At 72.1% G+C, this 15,987-nt stretch carries 18 protein-coding genes; 1 reads left to right on the top strand and 17 read right to left on the bottom strand.

The window, feature by feature from the left end:
• Positions 1–75: 75 nt before the first annotated feature.
• The 17 genes from ACIBAF_RS37420 to ACIBAF_RS37340 form a co-directional block, all read right to left on the bottom strand.
• Positions 76–1,128, bottom strand: a complete 1,053-nt coding sequence (locus tag ACIBAF_RS37420; RefSeq protein ID WP_399469158.1) for an MBL fold metallo-hydrolase — start codon at positions 1,126–1,128, stop codon at positions 76–78.
• Positions 1,125–2,657 carry a class I adenylate-forming enzyme family protein gene (locus tag ACIBAF_RS37415; RefSeq protein ID WP_399469156.1) on the bottom strand — a complete coding sequence of 511 codons (1,533 nt, stop codon included), beginning with the start codon at positions 2,655–2,657 and terminating at the stop codon, positions 1,125–1,127. The genes ACIBAF_RS37420 and ACIBAF_RS37415 overlap by 4 nt, the downstream gene beginning before the upstream one ends.
• Before the next feature lie 93 nt (positions 2,658–2,750).
• A complete protein-coding gene (locus ACIBAF_RS37410) occupies positions 2,751–3,071 on the bottom strand; it encodes an EthD family reductase (protein ID WP_399469154.1) in 321 nt (106 codons plus the stop codon).
• 18 nt (positions 3,072–3,089) lie between these two features.
• Positions 3,090–3,470, bottom strand: coding sequence for a hypothetical protein (locus ACIBAF_RS37405; RefSeq protein ID WP_399469152.1), 381 nt, complete (start codon positions 3,468–3,470; stop codon positions 3,090–3,092).
• A complete protein-coding gene (locus tag ACIBAF_RS37400) occupies positions 3,467–3,817 on the bottom strand; it encodes a nuclear transport factor 2 family protein (protein ID WP_399469150.1) in 351 nt (116 codons plus the stop codon). The genes ACIBAF_RS37405 and ACIBAF_RS37400 overlap by 4 nt, the downstream gene beginning before the upstream one ends.
• 129 nt (positions 3,818–3,946) lie before the next feature.
• Entirely contained in the window at positions 3,947–4,573 is a 627-nt protein-coding gene (locus ACIBAF_RS37395; RefSeq protein ID WP_399469148.1) for a TetR/AcrR family transcriptional regulator, read from the bottom strand.
• A gap of 96 nt (positions 4,574–4,669) precedes the next feature.
• Positions 4,670–5,536, bottom strand: a complete 867-nt coding sequence (locus tag ACIBAF_RS37390) for an enoyl-CoA hydratase/isomerase family protein (protein ID WP_399469146.1) — start codon at positions 5,534–5,536, stop codon at positions 4,670–4,672.
• Positions 5,533–6,324, bottom strand: coding sequence for an SDR family NAD(P)-dependent oxidoreductase (locus ACIBAF_RS37385; RefSeq protein ID WP_399469144.1), 792 nt, complete (start codon positions 6,322–6,324; stop codon positions 5,533–5,535). Before ACIBAF_RS37385 ends, ACIBAF_RS37390 begins: the two co-directional genes overlap by 4 nt.
• Positions 6,321–7,097 (bottom strand): SDR family oxidoreductase, encoded by a 777-nt coding sequence (locus ACIBAF_RS37380; RefSeq protein WP_399469142.1) that lies wholly within the window; start codon positions 7,095–7,097, stop codon positions 6,321–6,323. The genes ACIBAF_RS37385 and ACIBAF_RS37380 overlap by 4 nt, the downstream gene beginning before the upstream one ends.
• A complete protein-coding gene (locus tag ACIBAF_RS37375; protein ID WP_399469140.1) occupies positions 7,094–8,308 on the bottom strand; it encodes an acyl-CoA dehydrogenase family protein in 1,215 nt (404 codons plus the stop codon). The genes ACIBAF_RS37380 and ACIBAF_RS37375 overlap by 4 nt, the downstream gene beginning before the upstream one ends.
• A 12-nt stretch (positions 8,309–8,320) precedes the next feature.
• Positions 8,321–9,292 (bottom strand): phosphotransferase family protein, encoded by a 972-nt coding sequence (locus ACIBAF_RS37370; RefSeq protein WP_399469138.1) that lies wholly within the window; start codon positions 9,290–9,292, stop codon positions 8,321–8,323.
• A complete protein-coding gene (locus tag ACIBAF_RS37365) occupies positions 9,289–10,500 on the bottom strand; it encodes an acyl-CoA dehydrogenase family protein (RefSeq protein ID WP_399469136.1) in 1,212 nt (403 codons plus the stop codon). Before ACIBAF_RS37365 ends, ACIBAF_RS37370 begins: the two co-directional genes overlap by 4 nt.
• Positions 10,501–10,521: 21 nt before the next feature.
• On the bottom strand, positions 10,522–11,670 hold the full coding sequence (locus ACIBAF_RS37360; RefSeq protein WP_399469134.1) for a thiolase family protein: 1,149 nt from the start codon (positions 11,668–11,670) through the stop codon (positions 10,522–10,524).
• A complete protein-coding gene (locus ACIBAF_RS37355; protein WP_399469132.1) occupies positions 11,667–12,038 on the bottom strand; it encodes a Zn-ribbon domain-containing OB-fold protein in 372 nt (123 codons plus the stop codon). The genes ACIBAF_RS37360 and ACIBAF_RS37355 overlap by 4 nt, the downstream gene beginning before the upstream one ends.
• The gene (locus tag ACIBAF_RS37350; protein WP_399469130.1) at positions 12,023–12,811 is read right to left on the bottom strand and encodes an enoyl-CoA hydratase/isomerase family protein; all 789 of its coding nucleotides are present in this window, start codon (positions 12,809–12,811) and stop codon (positions 12,023–12,025) included. Before ACIBAF_RS37350 ends, ACIBAF_RS37355 begins: the two co-directional genes overlap by 16 nt.
• 102 nt (positions 12,812–12,913) lie before the next feature.
• The gene (locus ACIBAF_RS37345; RefSeq protein WP_399469128.1) at positions 12,914–14,047 is read right to left on the bottom strand and encodes an acyl-CoA dehydrogenase family protein; all 1,134 of its coding nucleotides are present in this window, start codon (positions 14,045–14,047) and stop codon (positions 12,914–12,916) included.
• A gap of 10 nt (positions 14,048–14,057) precedes the next feature.
• On the bottom strand, positions 14,058–14,852 hold the full coding sequence (locus ACIBAF_RS37340) for an SDR family NAD(P)-dependent oxidoreductase (RefSeq protein ID WP_399469126.1): 795 nt from the start codon (positions 14,850–14,852) through the stop codon (positions 14,058–14,060).
• 60 nt (positions 14,853–14,912) lie between these two features.
• Here ACIBAF_RS37340 and ACIBAF_RS37335 point away from each other — a divergent pair, with 60 nt between their 5' ends.
• Positions 14,913–15,986 (top strand): NAD(P)-dependent alcohol dehydrogenase, encoded by a 1,074-nt coding sequence (locus ACIBAF_RS37335; RefSeq protein WP_399469124.1) that lies wholly within the window; start codon positions 14,913–14,915, stop codon positions 15,984–15,986.
• The last annotated feature ends 1 nt before the right edge of the window (position 15,987 follow it).

The following is a 15,987-nucleotide window of genomic DNA, read 5'->3' as shown; positions in this document are numbered from 1 at the left end:
CGCCGTGCCGGGCCTTGTGCTGGAGCTCTGACGTGCTGGGGCTCTGACATGCTGGGGCTCTGACGTGCTGGGGCTCTAAGCGGTCGGGACCACGTACCAGTTGACTCCGTCGGTCTGTGTGCGACGGGCCCGGCCGCGAACCACCAGCACGTCCAGATGCGCCGCCGTCTCGTTGACGGCGAGCATCTGGTCGAAGACTCCGAGGTCCGCGAAGGGCACCTTGCGCCGGGTCCACCCCAGTTCCCCCGCCACCTCGTGCGCGGTGCGCACACCCTCGCCGAGGGTGGCCAGCGTCTCGGCGAGCCGGTCGTCGTGGTGGGCCAGGAGCTCTCCGGCCCGTGCGTGCACGCTGTCGCCGACCGGACCGTGGGCGGGCAGCAGTCGGGCGTCGGCGAGCGTGGTCATCAGGTGCAGTGATTCGAGGTAGTCACCCAACGGCAGGGAGGGCTCTCCGAGTTCGAAGCCGATGGACGGGGTGATGTGCGGCAGGACGTGGTCCCCGGAGAACAGCAGCCCCCGCGCCCGGTCGTGGTATACGACATGCCCCTGGGTGTGTCCGGGCGTCGGGACGACCGTCAACCGCGCGTCCCCGAAGTGGAGTTCCTCGGCGTGCAGCCAGCGGTCCGGCGCCTCCCAGACGGTGGGGTCGAAGTCGTCGTCGTACATCGCCGCGACCCGCTCGGCCAGGTCGTGGGCCCCGGCCCGACGCAGGTTCACCAGCGAGCCGACCGGCTCGTCCGTTCGCAGCTCCCCCAGGGCCTCCAGGCCCCGCCGCTCGCCCGCGCCGAGGTAGACGCGGGAGCCCAGCAGCCTGCGCAGTTCGACGGCCTGGGTGTAGTGGTCGCGGTGGATGTGGGTCACCAGGACGTGACTGATCTCGCCGAGATCGTGGCCGAGTTGGGTCAGGGCGTCCTCGAGTGCCTTGCGGGACTCGGGGATGGACCAGCCCCCGTCGATCAGGACCAGTCCCTCCGTCAGCCCTTCCAGCGCGTAGACGTTGACGGCCCGCAGCCCGTCGTCCGGCAGCGGGAGCGGGATGCGGTGGACGCCGGGGTGTACGGTCTCGGGTCCGGCCTGCGCCCATCGGCCGCGGTCGAAACGGGGGGTGCGGGTCGTGGGGGTCGTCATGCATCTCCTTGCCGGTGCTGCTGGGGGTGTGCGGCGAGACCCGCGTGCAGGTCGTGGGCGAGCCTGCGGGCTCCCGACCGGTCGAGCTTGCCGACGGTCGTCTGCGGCAACTCGCCGACGTTGAAGGCGAATTCGGGCCACTTGGCCTTGGACAGGCCGGTGCGGGCGAGGTGTGCGGTGATCTCGTCGAGGCCGAGTTCGCCACTACCGTCCTCGACCACGAGGAGCACGGCGGCGCGTTCGCCGAGGAGCGGGTCCGGTACGGGGGTCACACAGACGCGAGCCACTGCCGGATGGGTCGCTACGGCGCGCTCGATCTCGGTGATGTCTAGGTTGCGTCCGCCCCGGATGATGACGTCCTTCTCGCGGCCCATGACGGTGACCGTGCCGTCCTCGCCGCTCACCAGCAGGTCGCCGGTGGGGAAATAGCCGTCCGGGGTCAGGGCCGGCGGCTCGACCTTGCCGTCGCGGGCGTAGCCGAGGAAGAGGGACGGGCCGCGTACCTGGGCGCGGCCGGTCACGCCGGGCGCCAGGAGGGTGCCGTCGGCGGCGACGGCCCTGAGGTCCGTGCCGGGGAAGGGCCGTCCGTCACGGCCGAGGCGGATCTCCTCGGGGTCGTCGGGCCGGGGCGAGGTGTGTCCGAGGCACTCGGACATGCCGAAGACGCGCAGGATCCTCGTCCCCAGGGAGCGTTCGGCACGGGCGAGGGCGCCACGGTCCATGGGGCCGCCGCCGACGGTGATCGAGCGGACCCCGTCGAGGACCTTCGAGCCTGCGGCGGCCGAGCCCATCTGGAGAGCCATGGTCGGCACGCACATGGTCCACCGGACGTCATGGGCGGCCATCCGGGCGAGCGCCTCCTCGCGGTCCCAACGGCCGGACAGGACGAGCGGTCCTCCCAGCATGAGGGCGAGGCAGACTCCGAAGCAGTAGGCGGCGGTCGAGGAGAGCGGGACGACGGCGGCCACCGCGTCCCCGTCGCGCAGGCCGTTGACGTCGATGGTGCAGGAGCACGCGTACCGCAGGGCGCTCTCGGACTGGACTACACCCTTTGGCCGCCCGGTGGAGCCGGAAGTGAGGCCGATGAGGGCGCCGCCGGACCAACGGGAGACATCGCGCGGGCCGCGGCCTGCGCGGACCGACCAGCCGTCCAGGGCCTCGGCCGTCAGCGCGTCCGACGGGGCCGAGCCGCCGCCCCACTCCCCGATCGCGGAGGGTGCGGCGATGAGGACGTCCGGACGGATGTCCTCCATGGCGGCGTCGAACTCGGCACCGGTCGTGTGCCGGTTGACCAGGGCCAGGACCCCGCCGGTCAGTCCCACGGCGAGCGTCGCCGCGACGGTGCGCCAGGAGTTGTCGGCCTGGAGGAGCACGGTGCCGCCGGGCGTCCCGTCGGGGGTCATCGCCTCGGCCAGCTCGGTCGCATGCCGCAGGAGGTCGCGGGCGCCGTGACGTCCGTGGTCGTCGACGACGGCTGTGAAGTCGGCCTGTTCGGAACGGTCGTAGAACTCCTGCACTGTCTGTCGCATCCGCTTCCTCGCCTCTGTGCGAAGGGCCCACTGCGCGAAGGGCCCACTGTGCGCAGGGGGGCCGGGTCGGCCCGGGTCCGCGTCCCGGCGTGCTCAGCCGCCGTACATCTCCATCTCGCCGCCCATGACGGCGATCCGGCGTCCGCGCATGTCGCCGACCTGGGCGACGGCCGCTGCCCACTCCGGGCTCTTCAGTGCCTTGCGCAGGTCCTCGGCGGTGTCGAAGGTCAGGACGGAGACGCCGTCCCAGCCCTCCGAGCGCGGTTCGAGGGCCGCGTCGATGTCGGTGTGCCGCCAGGCCCTGAGCCCGGGCAGGTGCTGGGTGAGTTCGGCGTGTTCGTCGCGCCACCAGTCGATGAAACGTTCGTGGGTCCACTCGGGCGGCCGGGCGGCCAGCAGGACGAGGTTGTACATCGCGCCTCCTCAGGCTCCTCAGGTGAACAGGACCGCGGGCGAGCGCCCGATCAGCAGGCGCCGTACCCGGCCCTCGTCGTCCAGGCGGGCCGAGGCCACGAAAGTCGCCTCCGGTACGCCCGATCTGCGTACCTCGCCGAGGTACAGCTCGTCCCGGCCGACGGTGGAGGCGGTGAGCAGGTGGTGGGTGCGGACGCCCACCTCGCGCTGGGCGAGGTAGCCCTCCATCTCGGCCCGCCCGCCGTGGAAGTCGGTGCCGGCGTCGCCCCCGGTGGAGAACAGGATGGAGAAGGAGAAGCCGTCGCCGATCAGGTCGAGGATCCGGTCGGCGTCGTCGCTGTCCAGGATCCCGAACCAGGTGGTCAGAAACGGGGCGGCGGACGTGGACGGCGCGCTCACGGCCGGTCCACGAGGTCGAAGTCGGGGGTGAAGAAGGACTGGTAGCCGGCCATCAGCCCGGCGGGTGAGACCTGCACGGCGGACAGAAAGGCCCCCGTGGTCACGCCCTGGTCGACCACGAAGCCGTACGCCGTCTCCACGTCGCCGTCGACGGCGTACCGCACGATCTCGTGCCGACGGTGCACGGCGTCGCGCCCGGCGATGTAGTCGGCGAAGTCCTCACGGGAGGTGCCGGTCCGTTGACCGCCGGGGAGGGCGATGAGGAACCGGAAGCCGGGTTCCAGGAGTTCCAGGGCCTTCTCCGGGTCCTGGCCGTCCATTCTGGCCATGTATTCGCGAAGCACCATCGCAGATCGCTCTCCCTCAGCGCCATTAGACAACCTGAGTTCAGTTCAGTTTGACTGTAAGGCAGCCGCCCCGCCGCGGACAAGAGGCGGGGCCTGACCCGACGGGGCGGTCGTCAGCGGGCCTTGGGGCTACTCCGCGACCATGCGCACCACGCATCCCTCGATCATCTCGCTGATCTCCGGCAGGGGAATCGCTCCGGTCGGGCGGTACCACCGCCACACACTGACGATCATGCCGAGAACGGCGAGGCCGAGGGTGTGCGCGTCCCGGACCGGGAAGGCGCCCTTCGCCATGCCACGCATCAACAGGCTCGTCCAGTCCCGCTCGACCATCTGGACCAGTTGGCGGGCCGCGACGCGCTCGGTCTCCTCGCGCTTGGACTTCCGCGGGGTGGCTAGCAGGGACATGTTGGCCTGCAGGATCCGCATCTGGCGGATCTCCTGCTCGGTGACCGCGAACGCGGACCTGACCGCCGCGCGCAGTTCCTCCACCGGATCCGTCTCGTCGGTCGTGGCCTCGACGAACTGGTCGTGGGAGCGCTGGAGTTCCAGGCGCATGATGGTCAGCAGGCAGTGGGCCTTCGACTCGAAGTAGTGGTACAGGGCGGTCTGCCCGATGCCGACCCGGTCGGCCACCTCCGACCACTTGGTGTTCTCGTAGCCGTCCTCCCCGAACCGCTCCACGGCAGCCACGAGAATCGCACCGCGCTTCGACCTGGGCCCCTCCTCCGGATCCACGATCCGCGCCCTTGCCATCGTCTCCCCCTCTCCTCCACGGCCGGTACCGATCACCGTCCGGTCGTCCGAGAGTAGACCCAAATTCAAGTCGGCTACGAATCGGGATCGGCCGGGTCACTCGTGCGTCGCGGGCCACGTGGGGCCAGGCTCCCGCGCACTCGGGCCGTGGGAGATCGGGGGCGCGGCTGCGGACCGCGCCGCCTCGGTCCTTGCGAAGTCCGGTCTGCGGCCGGCGAGGAACGCCGCCACGCCTTCCCGGCCCTCCGCGGACGCCGCGGCGGCGGCCAGGTGACGGGCCTCCGCGTCGAGGTGCTCGTCGAGGCCGGCGGAGAGCGCCCGCCCTACCAACCGCCGCGTCGCCCCGTACGCCGCCGTGGCGCCGCGTGCCAGCGCGCCCGCCGCCTGTACGGCCTCCTCGGTCAGCCGTTCCGGCGCGACGACCCGGCTCACCAACCCCATCTGCAGTGCCTGCGCAGCCGTGACGCGCCGATTGGTCAGCAGCAGGTCCACAGCCCGCCGCGGCCCGACCAGCCGGGGCAGCGACCAGCTGACCCCGGCGTCCGGTGTGTACCCGATCGCGGTGTACGCCGCCGTGAAGCCGGCGTCGGTCGCCGCGAGACTCACGTCCGCCGCCGTCACGAGCCCGAGACCGGCGCCCGCGACGGCCCCCTGCACGGCGACCACCAGCGGAGCGTCCAGCCCGGCGAGGATCCGCAGCGCCCCGTGGAGCGCGTCGGTCACTTCGGTGAGGTGCTCCGTCAGGTGTTCTCCGGTCAGCGCGGCGAACTCCTTCAGATCGCCGCCGACGCAGAAGGACCGTCCCCGCCCGGTGAGCAGCACCGCCCGGGCCCGCGCCTGCTCGCACTCCCGGGCGGCGTCCAACAGCGCCCGGGCCGTCGCCAGGTCGATCGCGTTGCCCGCCCCGCGGCACATCTCGACCCGTGCCAGCCCCTCGCCGTCGACCTCGACCGTGACCCTCATCGCGCCGTCCACCCGCCGTCCACGGTGAGCACGTGCCCGGTGCAGTAGGAGGACGCGTCCGAGGCGAGGTAGAGCAGTGCCCCGTCCAGTTCCCCTCGCTCACCGCCGCGCCCCAGCATCGTGCCGCGATCGACCCACCGTCGGGAGCGCTCGTCGGAGAACAGCCCGTCGGTCATCTCCGAGCGGAACCAGCCCGGCGCGAGCGCGTTGACCCGCACCCCCGACCTTCCCCACTGTCCCGCCAGTTCCCGGGTCAGCCCCAGGAGCCCGGCCTTGGACGCGGCGTAGGCCGCACCGCCGAGTGGGGCGCCGGAGACCAGGCCCAGCACGGACGAGACGTTCACCACCGATCGGGTACAAACCGTCCGCGTGCTCCCGGACGTCGGCGCCTCGGCCAGCAGCCGCGCGAGGTGGAAGGGCGCCACCAGGTTCACGTCCAGTACGGCGGCGAAGTCGTCGGCGCTCTCGTCCTCGGCGCGTACGGCGCCCGGCGCGCCGGCGTTGTTGACGAGGACGTCGATCCGGCCGGTCTCGTCGAGCGCCGTCCCCATCAGCCGCGTACGGTCCTCCTCCCGCGAGACATCGCAGACGACGGGGTGGATGCGCGGGTCGTCGTCGGCGAGTTCCTTGAGCTTCTCCAGCCGCCGGGCGGCGGCGAGGACGGTGGCGCCGGCCGCCGCGAGAACCCTGGCGAACCGGGCCCCCAGCCCGGACGACGCCCCGGTGACCACGGCGGTCCGCCCCCGCAGCGAGAACAGCTCCGCCATCGGGTCCGCGACGGGTGTCATGCATCCACCCCGATCGGCAGCACGGTCGCCCCGCCGTCCAGGACCAGCGTCTGCCCCGTCATCCAGGAAGAGGCCTCGGAGGCCAGGAAGACGGCCGCGTGCGCCACGTCCTCCACTGTTCCGAGTCTCCGCAGCGGCAGCTTCGCGGTCAGGATCGGCTCCCTCGGCTCCCACACCGCCCGGGCCAGCTCGGTCTTGATCAGCCCGGGCGCGATCGCGTTCACGCGCGCCATCGGCCCGAGTTCGTAGGCGAGTTGCCTGGTCATGTGCAGCATGGCCGCCTTGGTGGCGTTGTACCAGCCGATGTGGGGGTCGACGACCAGTCCGCCGACGGAGGCGATGTTGACGACCGCTCCCCCGTGCTCGCTCATCCACGCCCGCCAGGCACACCGCGTCCAGGCGACCATGCCGTACTGGTTGACCCGTACGGTCTTCTCCGCGCGCGGCAGGTCGAGGTCGACGAGATCGCCCATGTAGGGGTTGGTGGCCGCGTTGTTGACCAGGACGTCGAGACGGCCGAGGCGGGACACGGTCTCCTCGACGCAGCGCTCGGCGTCCTCGGGCTCGCCGACGTTGGCGACCACCTCGTGGACCTCGCCGTCACCCTTGACCCGCAGCAACTCCTCGCGCGCCGCGGCCAGTCCGTCCGCCTTGCGCGAGGCGATGACCACATGGGCTCCCGCCTCCCGGTACGCCTTGGCGATACCGAGACCGATGCCCCGGGAGCCGCCGGTGATCACGGCGACCCGGCCGTCCAGTCGCTGTCCGTTCACGCCGACTCCTCCGGGTACTTGGCCAGTTCGCGCCGGGCGACCGTCCGCAGATGCACCTCGTCGGGCCCGTCCGCGATCCGCAGCGCCCGGGTGATGGCGTACAGCCGGGCCAGCACGGTGTCGTCGCTGACCCCCGCCGCTCCGTGCGCCTGGACCGCCCGGTCGACCACCCGGTGGGCGACCTCCAGCGCGGCCACCTTGATCGCGGCGACTTCGGTGCGCGCGGCCGCGTTGCCGGATGTGTCCATCAGCCAGGCCGACTTGAGGACCAGCAGCCGCAGTTGCTCGATCTCGATCCGACTGCGGGCGATCCACTCGCGGACGACGCCCCGTTCGGCGAGCGGGCCGCCGAAGGCGGTGCGGGTCAGCGCCCGGCGGCACATCAACTCCAGTGCGCGTTCGGCGAATCCGACAGCCCGCATGGCGTAGTGCATCCGGCCCGGCCCCAGGCGCCCCTGAGCCAGGGCGAATCCGTCGCCCTCGCCGCCGAGGAGCGCCGAGACCGGTACCCGGACGTCTTCGAAGAGCACGTCGCCGTGCCCGCAGCGGTCGGTGTAGCCGAACATCGGCAGATCGCGCAGCACGGTGATCCCGGGGGTGTCACGCGGGATCAGCAGCATGCTCTGCTGCCGGTAGGCCGGCGCGTCCGGGTCGGTGACCCCCATGAGGATGATCAGCCGGCAGTCCGGATCGAGGATCCCGGACGTGTACCACTTGTGCCCGTTGACGACGTACTCGTCGCCGTCACGGGTGATCCGGGTGCGGATGTTGCGCGCGTCGGAGCTCGCCACCTCGGGCTCGGTCATGGCGAAACACGACCGGATCTCGGCGGCCAGCAGGGGCCGCAGCCAGCGGTCCTGCTGCTCGGCGGTGCCGAAGAGGGCGAGCAGCTCCATGTTGCCGGTGTCCGGGGCTGAGCAGTTGAACACCTCGGGGCCGATCACCGACCGTCCGGCCAGCTCGGCGAGCGGCGCGTATTCGAGGTTGGTGAGGCCGGCGCCCCAGTCGCCGTGCGAGAGGAAGAGGTTCCACAGGCCCTCGGCGTACGCCTTCTCCTTCAGCTCGTGCATGATCGTGGGCAGTTCGTGGGGGTCTTCGGCCTCGGCGAGTTGCCGGTCGTAGACGGGTTCGGCGGGCAGGACGTACTCCTCCATGAACGCGGCCATCCGCGTGCGGAGTTCGTCGGCCCTCGGGGAGAGTGCGAAATCCATGGTGGCGCTCCTTCAGGACCGTCGGGCGAGGATGTCGCGGGCCGTGCGGATCATCGCCGCGATGGTCGGCGGCAGCCGTTCCTGGTCGGGGTCGTGGTGCCTGCCCTCGCGGTGCCGGCGCAGGTTGTGGCCCATGATCGCGGCCATCTTGGTGCGGGCCAGGGCACGGAACCAGTCGAGGGCAGGCGGTTCGGGCTGTCCGTCGAGGTAGGCGGTGAGCAGCTCTTCCTCGGTGGGCAGGCCGGGAACGGCGCGTCCGAGCCGGGGGAAGTCGTGGTGGTCGGTGAAGAGGAGGAACCACCCGAGGTCGATGCGCGGATCGCCGTATCCCCAGATCTCCCAGTCGACGACGGCGGCCGGTCGCTCGCCCTGGCACAGGACGTTGCCGAGGCGGAAGTCGCCATGGGTGAGGGTGGGGGGAATGCCGTCGGGGATGTGTGCGGCCAGGGCGGCCAAGACGTCCTCGCCCCCGGGGCGGAGTCCGGGCGGCACCGCGCGCATGGTGCGGCTCCACCGTTCCAATTCCCCCGCCGGGTCCAGCGGTTCGACCGTCTCCGTCCTCGTCGTGCCGTGCAGATCCCGCAGTACGCCGGCCAGGGCCAGCATCCGCCTGCGGCACAATCCCGGGTCGAGCCGGTGCTCGTCGAGGACCGGCTCGACGGCCTCACCGTCCACGAACTCCATGGCGAACCAGGCCGGTTCGTCTTCGTCGACGGCGATGACCTCCGGCACGGGCACCGGTGATGCGGCCAGCGTGCGCAGGACCCGGGCCTGGCGCAGCACGTCGTTGCGGCCGACGGCCCGCCGGCCCGGTGGCACCGCCTTCACGACGTACGAGACCGGTCCCGCCGTGATGGAATAGGTGAGCCCCGAGTGACCGCCGGGCAGGGTGCGCAGGTCGCCGCATTCTTCGCCGGGATGGCGCTCGGCAAGCCGCCCGCGGACCCTTCGCTCGAGATCGGTCAGCTCGGTCGTGGTGCTCAACGCCCGTCTCCTCTCGGTGCTTTGGGCAGTCCCAGGATCCGTTCGGCGAGAATGTCGCGCTGGATCTCGTCGCTGCCGCCGGCGATGCGGTAGCCGGGAGCGCCGAGCAGGTGCTCGGTCCAGGCGAACGTGCCCCACTCCCCCGTGTCGGCGGCGAGGCGCGGCCCGAGGAGTTGCTGGACGAGGTCGGTGGTGGCGCGCATGGTCGCGGTGGCGTGGAGCTTGCCGACCGAGGCCTCGGCGCCCGGTGTGCGGCCTGCTGCCGACGCCGACGTCACGCGCAGCCCGGTGAGCCGCTGGACGAGGGCGCGGACGAACAGGTCGGCAGCCTGCTGCCGTTCCCCGTCGGTGAGCCGGCGGGGCAGGCGCCGGGCGAGGTCGAGGGCGCGGTCGGCGTTGTCCAGGCCGAGTCCTCCCGAGTCGAGGCGCTCCGCGGCGAGCACGGTGAGGGTGACCCGCCAGCCGTCGCCGACGGGGCCGAGCCGGTCGGTGTCGGGAACGAAGACGTCGTCCAGATACACCTCGTTGAAGCTGGCGCCACCGGTCATCTGCCGGATGGGCCGTACGGTCACGCCCGGCGCGTCCATCCGGACCAGGAAGACGGTGATGCCCGCGTGTTTGGGGGCATCCGGGTCCGTGCGGCAAACGGCGACACCCCAGGTGGCGACCCTGGCGCCGGAGGTCCAGATCTTGTGGCCGCGCAGAATCCAGCCGTCGGCTTCCCGTACGGCCCGGGTACGGACGGCGGCGAGATCGGAGCCCGCCTCGGTCTCCGAGAACAGTTGGCAGGCGAGTTCGTCGGTGCGGAGCATGGGGCGCAGCCAGCGCCGCTTCTGCAACGCCGTCCCCCAGGTGCGGACGGCGGGGGCGACGAGCTGCTGGGTGACCGGGAAGATCTCGGCGCGCCTCGGTACGTCGAAGGCGGCCTCCTCGGACCGGTACAACTGCTCGTAGTGAGGGGGCAATGCGCGGCCGCCGTACTCCGCGGGCCAGGCGAGCGCGCCCCAGCCATGGTCGTAGCGGGTGCGTTCCCAGTCCCGTGTCCGGTCCGTGTGGGCGCGTTCCTCGGCCTCGGTCCAGTTCTCGAAGACAGCCACCGAGTCGTCGCCGCGGCCCCACTCATGATGTGCGGCGCGCGCGGTCGCCACGGTCTTCAGCCAGCGCCGGGCCTCGGCGCGGAAGTCGTCCGGGCGGGGTATGCCGTCCATGCTCCTCCTCTCAGCGCACTCTCAACGGGTCAGCACGGTGCAGGCGCTGACACCCGGCGCCCCGTACACATGGGTGAAGCCGGTCGACGGATCCCCGGGCACCTGCCGTTCGCCGGCCCGGCCGCGCAGCTGCTGCACGACCTCGTGGACCTGGCGCAGTCCGGAGGCGCCGATGGGCTCGCCGTTGGCGATGCAGCCGCCGTCGGTGTTGACCGGCAGCAGGCCGTCGATCCCCGTCGCCCCGAACGGGATGAGCGACTCCTGCTGGCCGTGCTCGCAGAACCCGCACTCGGCCATGTGCATCACCTCGGCGCCGCTCTCGGTGTCCTGCAACTGACAGACGTCGATGTCGCGGGGTCCCAACCCGGCCTCCTCGAAGGCGCATCGGGCGGCGTCCGCGCTCACGCTCGTCGGCGTCCCGGGCGGCGCCCATGGGCTGAACACCTCGAAGGAGCCGAACCTGCGGGTGCGTACGACGGCTGCCCGCAGCCTGACCGGCGTCGCGCCGATCTCGCGGGCCACCGCGCGGGTGCACAGGATCAGGGCGACCGCGCCCTGGCCGGGTGAGCAGAACATGTACCGGGTGAGGGGGTCGTTGACCGTCCCGGACGCCAGGATCTCGTCGGCGTCGAGCGGCTTGCGGCGCCAGGCGTACGGGTTGAGCACGCCGTTCGCGTAGGCCTTCTCGGCGACCAGCGCGAGGGTGCGGGCGCTGATGCCGTGGTCGTACATGTACCGCTGGATCTTCATCGCGAAGAACTGGGTGGTCACCATCAGCCCGTCGCGGCCGTAGGCCTCGTCGAGCCCCCAGTCCGCGGGGCGTGGGTCGAAGGCGCCGCGCGGGTGCTTGTCGAAACCGACGGCGAGGGCCACGTCCGCCGCCCCGGACCGGATCGCGGCCACAGCCGAGATCAGCGCACTGCCGCCGGTCGCGCAGCCGTTGCGCACGTTGACGAACGGCAGTCCTGTCAGCCCGAGTTCGGCGACCAGCGTGTCGGCGTTGCCGGCGGCATCACTGCCGCCGTACGCGGCCCGCACCCGGGACCACGGCAGTCCGGCGTCGGCCAGGGCGGCCCGCACGGCCTGCACGGCCAGTTGCCGGCCGCTCGCCTGCGTGCGGGCGAAGGAGGTGATCCCGGCGCCGCAGACGAGCACGTCCGCACTGCTCATACGGCGGCTCCCGCGGCCCTGGGCACGCCGTCCCCGGCCGTGATCGTCACCGGCATGCCGATCTCCGCGTCCTCAGGCCGGATGTCGACTACGGCCAACACCCGTACCCCTTCCGTCAGTTCGACGTAACCGACGGTGAACGGTGTGAATCCGGCTGCGGGAGGAACGTACGGAGGCGACTTGGGCGGGTACCGCTGCACGGTCCAGGTCCACAGCGTTCCCGTTCCGGAGAGCACGACCGGCTCGGCCGGTCCCCCGCAGCGCGGACACGCGGCGTCGGCGGGGTAGGCGGCCACCGCGCAGTCGGCGCACCGGGAGCCGCGCAGCCGGCCCCCGGCCTCCGGCACGCCGCTCAGCGCCCCTTCCACTGCGGCTCCCGCTTCTCCAGGAACGCCGCCACGCCTTCCGCCGCGTCCTCGGAGTTGAGCATCACGCCGACCGCGAGGTGCTCCATGACCATCAGCGACTGGATGTCGGCGTCGAGGCTGCGGTCGATGGTCATCTTGGTGATCCACATGGTGAACGGGCTCTTGTCGATGAGCTGGTCGGCGAACTCCTCGACCGTGGCCTCCAGCTTGTCCGCGGGCGCCGAGGAGTTGATGAGGCCGAACTCGGCGGCCTCGACCCCGGTGAGCAGCTTGCCGGTGAGCATCAGCTCCTTGGTCTTGCGGACACCGATCATGCGCGGCACCCGGTAGATCGGGCCGGCGCCGCCGAACAGCGCGCGTCGGATGTGGAAGTCCCCGATCAGGGCGTCGTCCGCGGCGATCGCGAAGTCGCAGGAGATCATCAGCTCGAAGCCGCCCGCGGTGACGTGGCCCTCCAGGACGGCGATCGACGGTGTCTTCATCGAGTAGAGCCGGTCGCAGACCTTCGCCGACAGCACGGCGACCTCGATGGCGGTGGAGCTGCCGACGAAGTCGGCCTGGAGGCTGTCCAGGTCGAACCCGGAGCAGAAGGTGTTACCGCGACCGCGCAGCACCAGCACGCGCAGCTCGGGGTCCGCGTCGACCTCGGTGATGATCTCGTCCAGCCGGTTGAGGATCGGCACGGTCACGCAGTTCTTCTTGTGCGGGCGGTTCAACCAGACCCGCGCCACATGACCGTCCCGCTCGAACTGGATCTCGTCCTCGACTGCCATGAGTTCCTCCAAACTGAACTGAATTGAGTTCGATTCTGTGGCCAGCGGATGCCCCTGTCAATGGACCGGAAGCGGTGACCGCTCCCGGCGGCCCGCGAACGATCAGCCGGAACGGCCGGTGAGGCCGAGCAGGGCGGCCAGGCGCAGGCGGTGGTCGTCGCCGGTGCCGACGAGCGCCTCGTCGGCGCGGGCCCGGCGCACATAGAGGTGGGCCGAGTGCTCCCAGGTGAAGCCGATCCCGCCGTGGAGCTGGACGTATTCCGCGGTGGCCAGCCGGTAGGCGCCGGTGCACGCCACCGCCGCCGCACTCGCGGCCACCGGCAGTTCTCCTGCCCGTTCGGCGAGGCAGGCGCTCGCGTACGCCGAGGCCGACCGAGCGCCCTCGACCTCGACGAGCAGGTCGGCCAGCCGGTGCTTGACCGCCTGGAACGAGCCGATGGCCCGTCCGAACTGGGTTCGCCGGGTCACGTGGGCGAGTACGGCGTCCAGGGCGTGCGCACTGCCGCCGACATGCTCGGCCGCCAGCGCCACCCGCCCTGCGTCGAGGACGGCGTCGACGACGCCCGCCGCCCGTCCGGGCTCGCCGACCGGTTCGGCGGGCGCTCCCCGGAAGCGGACGAGCGCCTGTCGGCGAGTGGGGTCGAGGACGCGACGAGCCGTGCGGTCGCAGGTCGAGCGGTCCGGCTCACAGGCGAACAGCCGCTCCCCGTCCGGCGCCCGGGCCGCGACCAGCAACAGGTCGGCGTCCTCTCCGTCGGGCACGAAGTCGGCCTCGCCGCGCAGCACCCAGCCGTCGGGGCCACGCTCGGCCGTCACCTCGGCGAGGTGAAGGAATCCGGCGACCGTCGCGGTGAGCGCACCGGCGGCGATGCCCGGCAGCCAGCGGGCGCAGGCCCGCCCGTCGGCGCTGTCCAGCAGGGCGGTTCCGGCGAGGACGACGGTGCTCAGCAGCGGGGCGGGGCACACCACACGCCCGGTCTCCTCCAGTGCCACGGCGAGTTCGGCGAAGGTGCAGCCGGCGCCGCCGTACTCCTCGGGCACAGCGAGCCCGTGCACGCCGATGTCGCCCGCGAGCCGCTCCCACAGCGCCCGGTCGTGCCCGCGCGGGCTCTGCGTCTGTTCGCGGACCGCCTCGGGTCCGCATGCCTCGGCGAGCAGGTCCCGCATCACCGCGCGCAGTTGGCGCCGTTCGTCGCTCTCCAACAGCATTGCCGGATCGGCGTCGAGCCGGAACATCCAAGCCTCCCTAGACCGTGAAGCGGCCGCCGTTGGCGAGCAGGATCGCGCCGACGAGGTTCGCGGCCTCGTCGCTCGCCAGAAACAGGGCGATGTCGGCGATCTCCTCCGGCGTTGCGTACGGGCGTACCCGCGGATCGGCGAAACCGCGGCGCAGCGCCGCGGGGGTCCTGGCCGCCATGCCCGTCTCGGTCGGCCCCGGCGCCACGGTGTTGACGCGGACCCCGAACGCGATCGCCTCCTTGGCGACGGACTGGCTCAGCGCGTGCACCCCGGCCTTCGAGGCCGCGTAGTGCGGGTAGCCGGCCTGGGCGTCGAAGGCCGATGAGGAGCCGACCGTCACGACGGCTCCGGACCGCTGAGGCGCCATGACCCGCAGGGCGGCGCGCAGGACGTGGAAGGCGCCGTCCAGGTTGACGCGCATGACCCGCCGCCAGGCGTCGTCGCCGAGCCGGCCCGTCACCTCCGGCGGCCGGTCCTCGACCAGGGCCTCGGCGATCCACTCCTTGGCCGTGGGGTCGTCGACTCCGGCCGCGTGCACCACGACGTCGAGCCGCCCGTGCCGCCGCACGACCTCCTCGAAGGCCCCGTCGACCTGCGCCGATTCGGCCACGTCGACGGTCAGGGAGTGCGCTCGCGGCAGCTCCTTCGCGACGGCCTCCGCCACCGGACCGTCGATGTCCGCGGCGTAGACCTCGGCGCCCTGCGCGGCGAGTCGGCGGGCGACCGCCGCGCCGATCCCGGACCCTGCGCCGGTGACGAGCGCGATCCGTCCGTCGAAGCGCTCCGTGCCTTCACCGCCCATGTGCGGCCACCACCCCACGTCATCTACTGAACTGACTTCATTTTTGTTACTGTCGCACGTATGTCAACAGGCAGGACGAGAGCGGTCCAGCTGACCCGCTGGGGCGGCCCACCGATCCTCACCGAGGCGCCACGGCCCACCCCCACAGCCGAAGAGGTCCTGATCCAGGTGGAGGCGGTCGGCCTCTGCCGTTCGGACCTCCATGTCATCGACGCACGGCCGGGCGATCTCCCCTACCGGATTCCGTTCACCCTCGGGCACGAGGTCGCGGGCCGGGTGGTGCGGCGCGGCCCGCTGGCCGTGGGGCCGGCGACCGGCGAGCGTGTGGTCGTCTACGGCCCCTGGGGCTGCGGGAGTTGCGCCCGCTGTGCGGTCGGGGCGGAGAACTACTGCGACCGACGCGCGGCCCTGGACGCGGACCGCGCCGGCACGGGGGCGGGCCTGGGGCGCGACGGCGGGATGGCCGACCTGCTCCTCGTGCCATCGGGGCGACTGCTGGTCCCGGTGGGCGACCTGGCCGCCGTCCAGGCTGCACCCCTGTCGGACGCCGGGCTCACGGCCTACCACGCCGTGGCCACGGTTCGGCGGGCGCTCGGCGACGACCCAGCGGCGAGCGTGATAGTGCTCGGCGTCGGCGGTCTGGGGCACCTGGCCGTCCAGATCCTGCGTGCCACGACGAACGCGCAGGTGCTGGCCGTGGACGTACGGGAGGCGGCCCTCGCCCTGGCAGAGGAGTGCGGAGCGCACTTCGGCACGCTCCTGCAGCCCGACACCGCGGCGACCCTGCGGCGCCTGACGGGCGGAGTGGGAGCGGTGGCCGTGCTCGACTTCGTCGGCAGCCGTTCCAGTCTGGAATTGGCGGTGGACGTGCTGCGGACGGGCGGAGAACTGGCCGTGGTGGGCAGCGGTGGCGGGGAACTGGCGGTCCGCAAGCCCGGGGCGCTCCCTCCCGGAGCACGGATCTCGTTGCCCTTCTGGGGGACGCTTCCCGAACTTGAAGCTGTCGTCTCCCTGGCCCACAAGGGTCTCCTGACGGTGGAAGTCGAGCGATTCCCGCTGTCGAGCGCACCGGAGGCCATCGCGAGGCTCCGCTCCGACGAGGTACGGGGACGCGCGGTGCTCCTACCCGACTGAC

Source organism: Streptomyces sp. NPDC051677, assembly GCF_044453465.1.
GTDB lineage: Bacteria > Actinomycetota > Actinomycetes > Streptomycetales > Streptomycetaceae > Streptomyces.
This window is presented reverse-complemented; position numbering and strand designations above follow the sequence as displayed.

What these genes read in the sequence shown, in the direction of transcription:
- ACIBAF_RS37420 (WP_399469158.1), bottom strand. Translation starts at nt 1,128, where the DNA reads ATGACGACCCCCACGACCCGCACCCCCCGTTTCGACCGCGGCCGATGG.
- ACIBAF_RS37415 (WP_399469156.1), bottom strand. Translation starts at nt 2,657, where the DNA reads ATGCGACAGACAGTGCAGGAGTTCTACGACCGTTCCGAACAGGCCGAC.
- ACIBAF_RS37410 (WP_399469154.1), bottom strand. Translation starts at nt 3,071, where the DNA reads ATGTACAACCTCGTCCTGCTGGCCGCCCGGCCGCCCGAGTGGACCCAC.
- ACIBAF_RS37400 (WP_399469150.1), bottom strand. Translation starts at nt 3,817, where the DNA reads ATGGTGCTTCGCGAATACATGGCCAGAATGGACGGCCAGGACCCGGAG.
- ACIBAF_RS37395 (WP_399469148.1), bottom strand. Translation starts at nt 4,573, where the DNA reads ATGGCAAGGGCGCGGATCGTGGATCCGGAGGAGGGGCCCAGGTCGAAG.
- ACIBAF_RS37390 (WP_399469146.1), bottom strand. Translation starts at nt 5,536, where the DNA reads ATGAGGGTCACGGTCGAGGTCGACGGCGAGGGGCTGGCACGGGTCGAG.
- ACIBAF_RS37385 (WP_399469144.1), bottom strand. Translation starts at nt 6,324, where the DNA reads ATGACACCCGTCGCGGACCCGATGGCGGAGCTGTTCTCGCTGCGGGGG.
- ACIBAF_RS37375 (WP_399469140.1), bottom strand. Translation starts at nt 8,308, where the DNA reads ATGGATTTCGCACTCTCCCCGAGGGCCGACGAACTCCGCACGCGGATG.
- ACIBAF_RS37365 (WP_399469136.1), bottom strand. Translation starts at nt 10,500, where the DNA reads ATGGACGGCATACCCCGCCCGGACGACTTCCGCGCCGAGGCCCGGCGC.
- ACIBAF_RS37360 (WP_399469134.1), bottom strand. Translation starts at nt 11,670, where the DNA reads ATGAGCAGTGCGGACGTGCTCGTCTGCGGCGCCGGGATCACCTCCTTC.
- ACIBAF_RS37350 (WP_399469130.1), bottom strand. Translation starts at nt 12,811, where the DNA reads ATGGCAGTCGAGGACGAGATCCAGTTCGAGCGGGACGGTCATGTGGCG.
- ACIBAF_RS37345 (WP_399469128.1), bottom strand. Translation starts at nt 14,047, where the DNA reads ATGTTCCGGCTCGACGCCGATCCGGCAATGCTGTTGGAGAGCGACGAA.
- ACIBAF_RS37340 (WP_399469126.1), bottom strand. Translation starts at nt 14,852, where the DNA reads ATGGGCGGTGAAGGCACGGAGCGCTTCGACGGACGGATCGCGCTCGTC.
- ACIBAF_RS37335 (WP_399469124.1), top strand. Translation starts at nt 14,913, where the DNA reads ATGTCAACAGGCAGGACGAGAGCGGTCCAGCTGACCCGCTGGGGCGGC.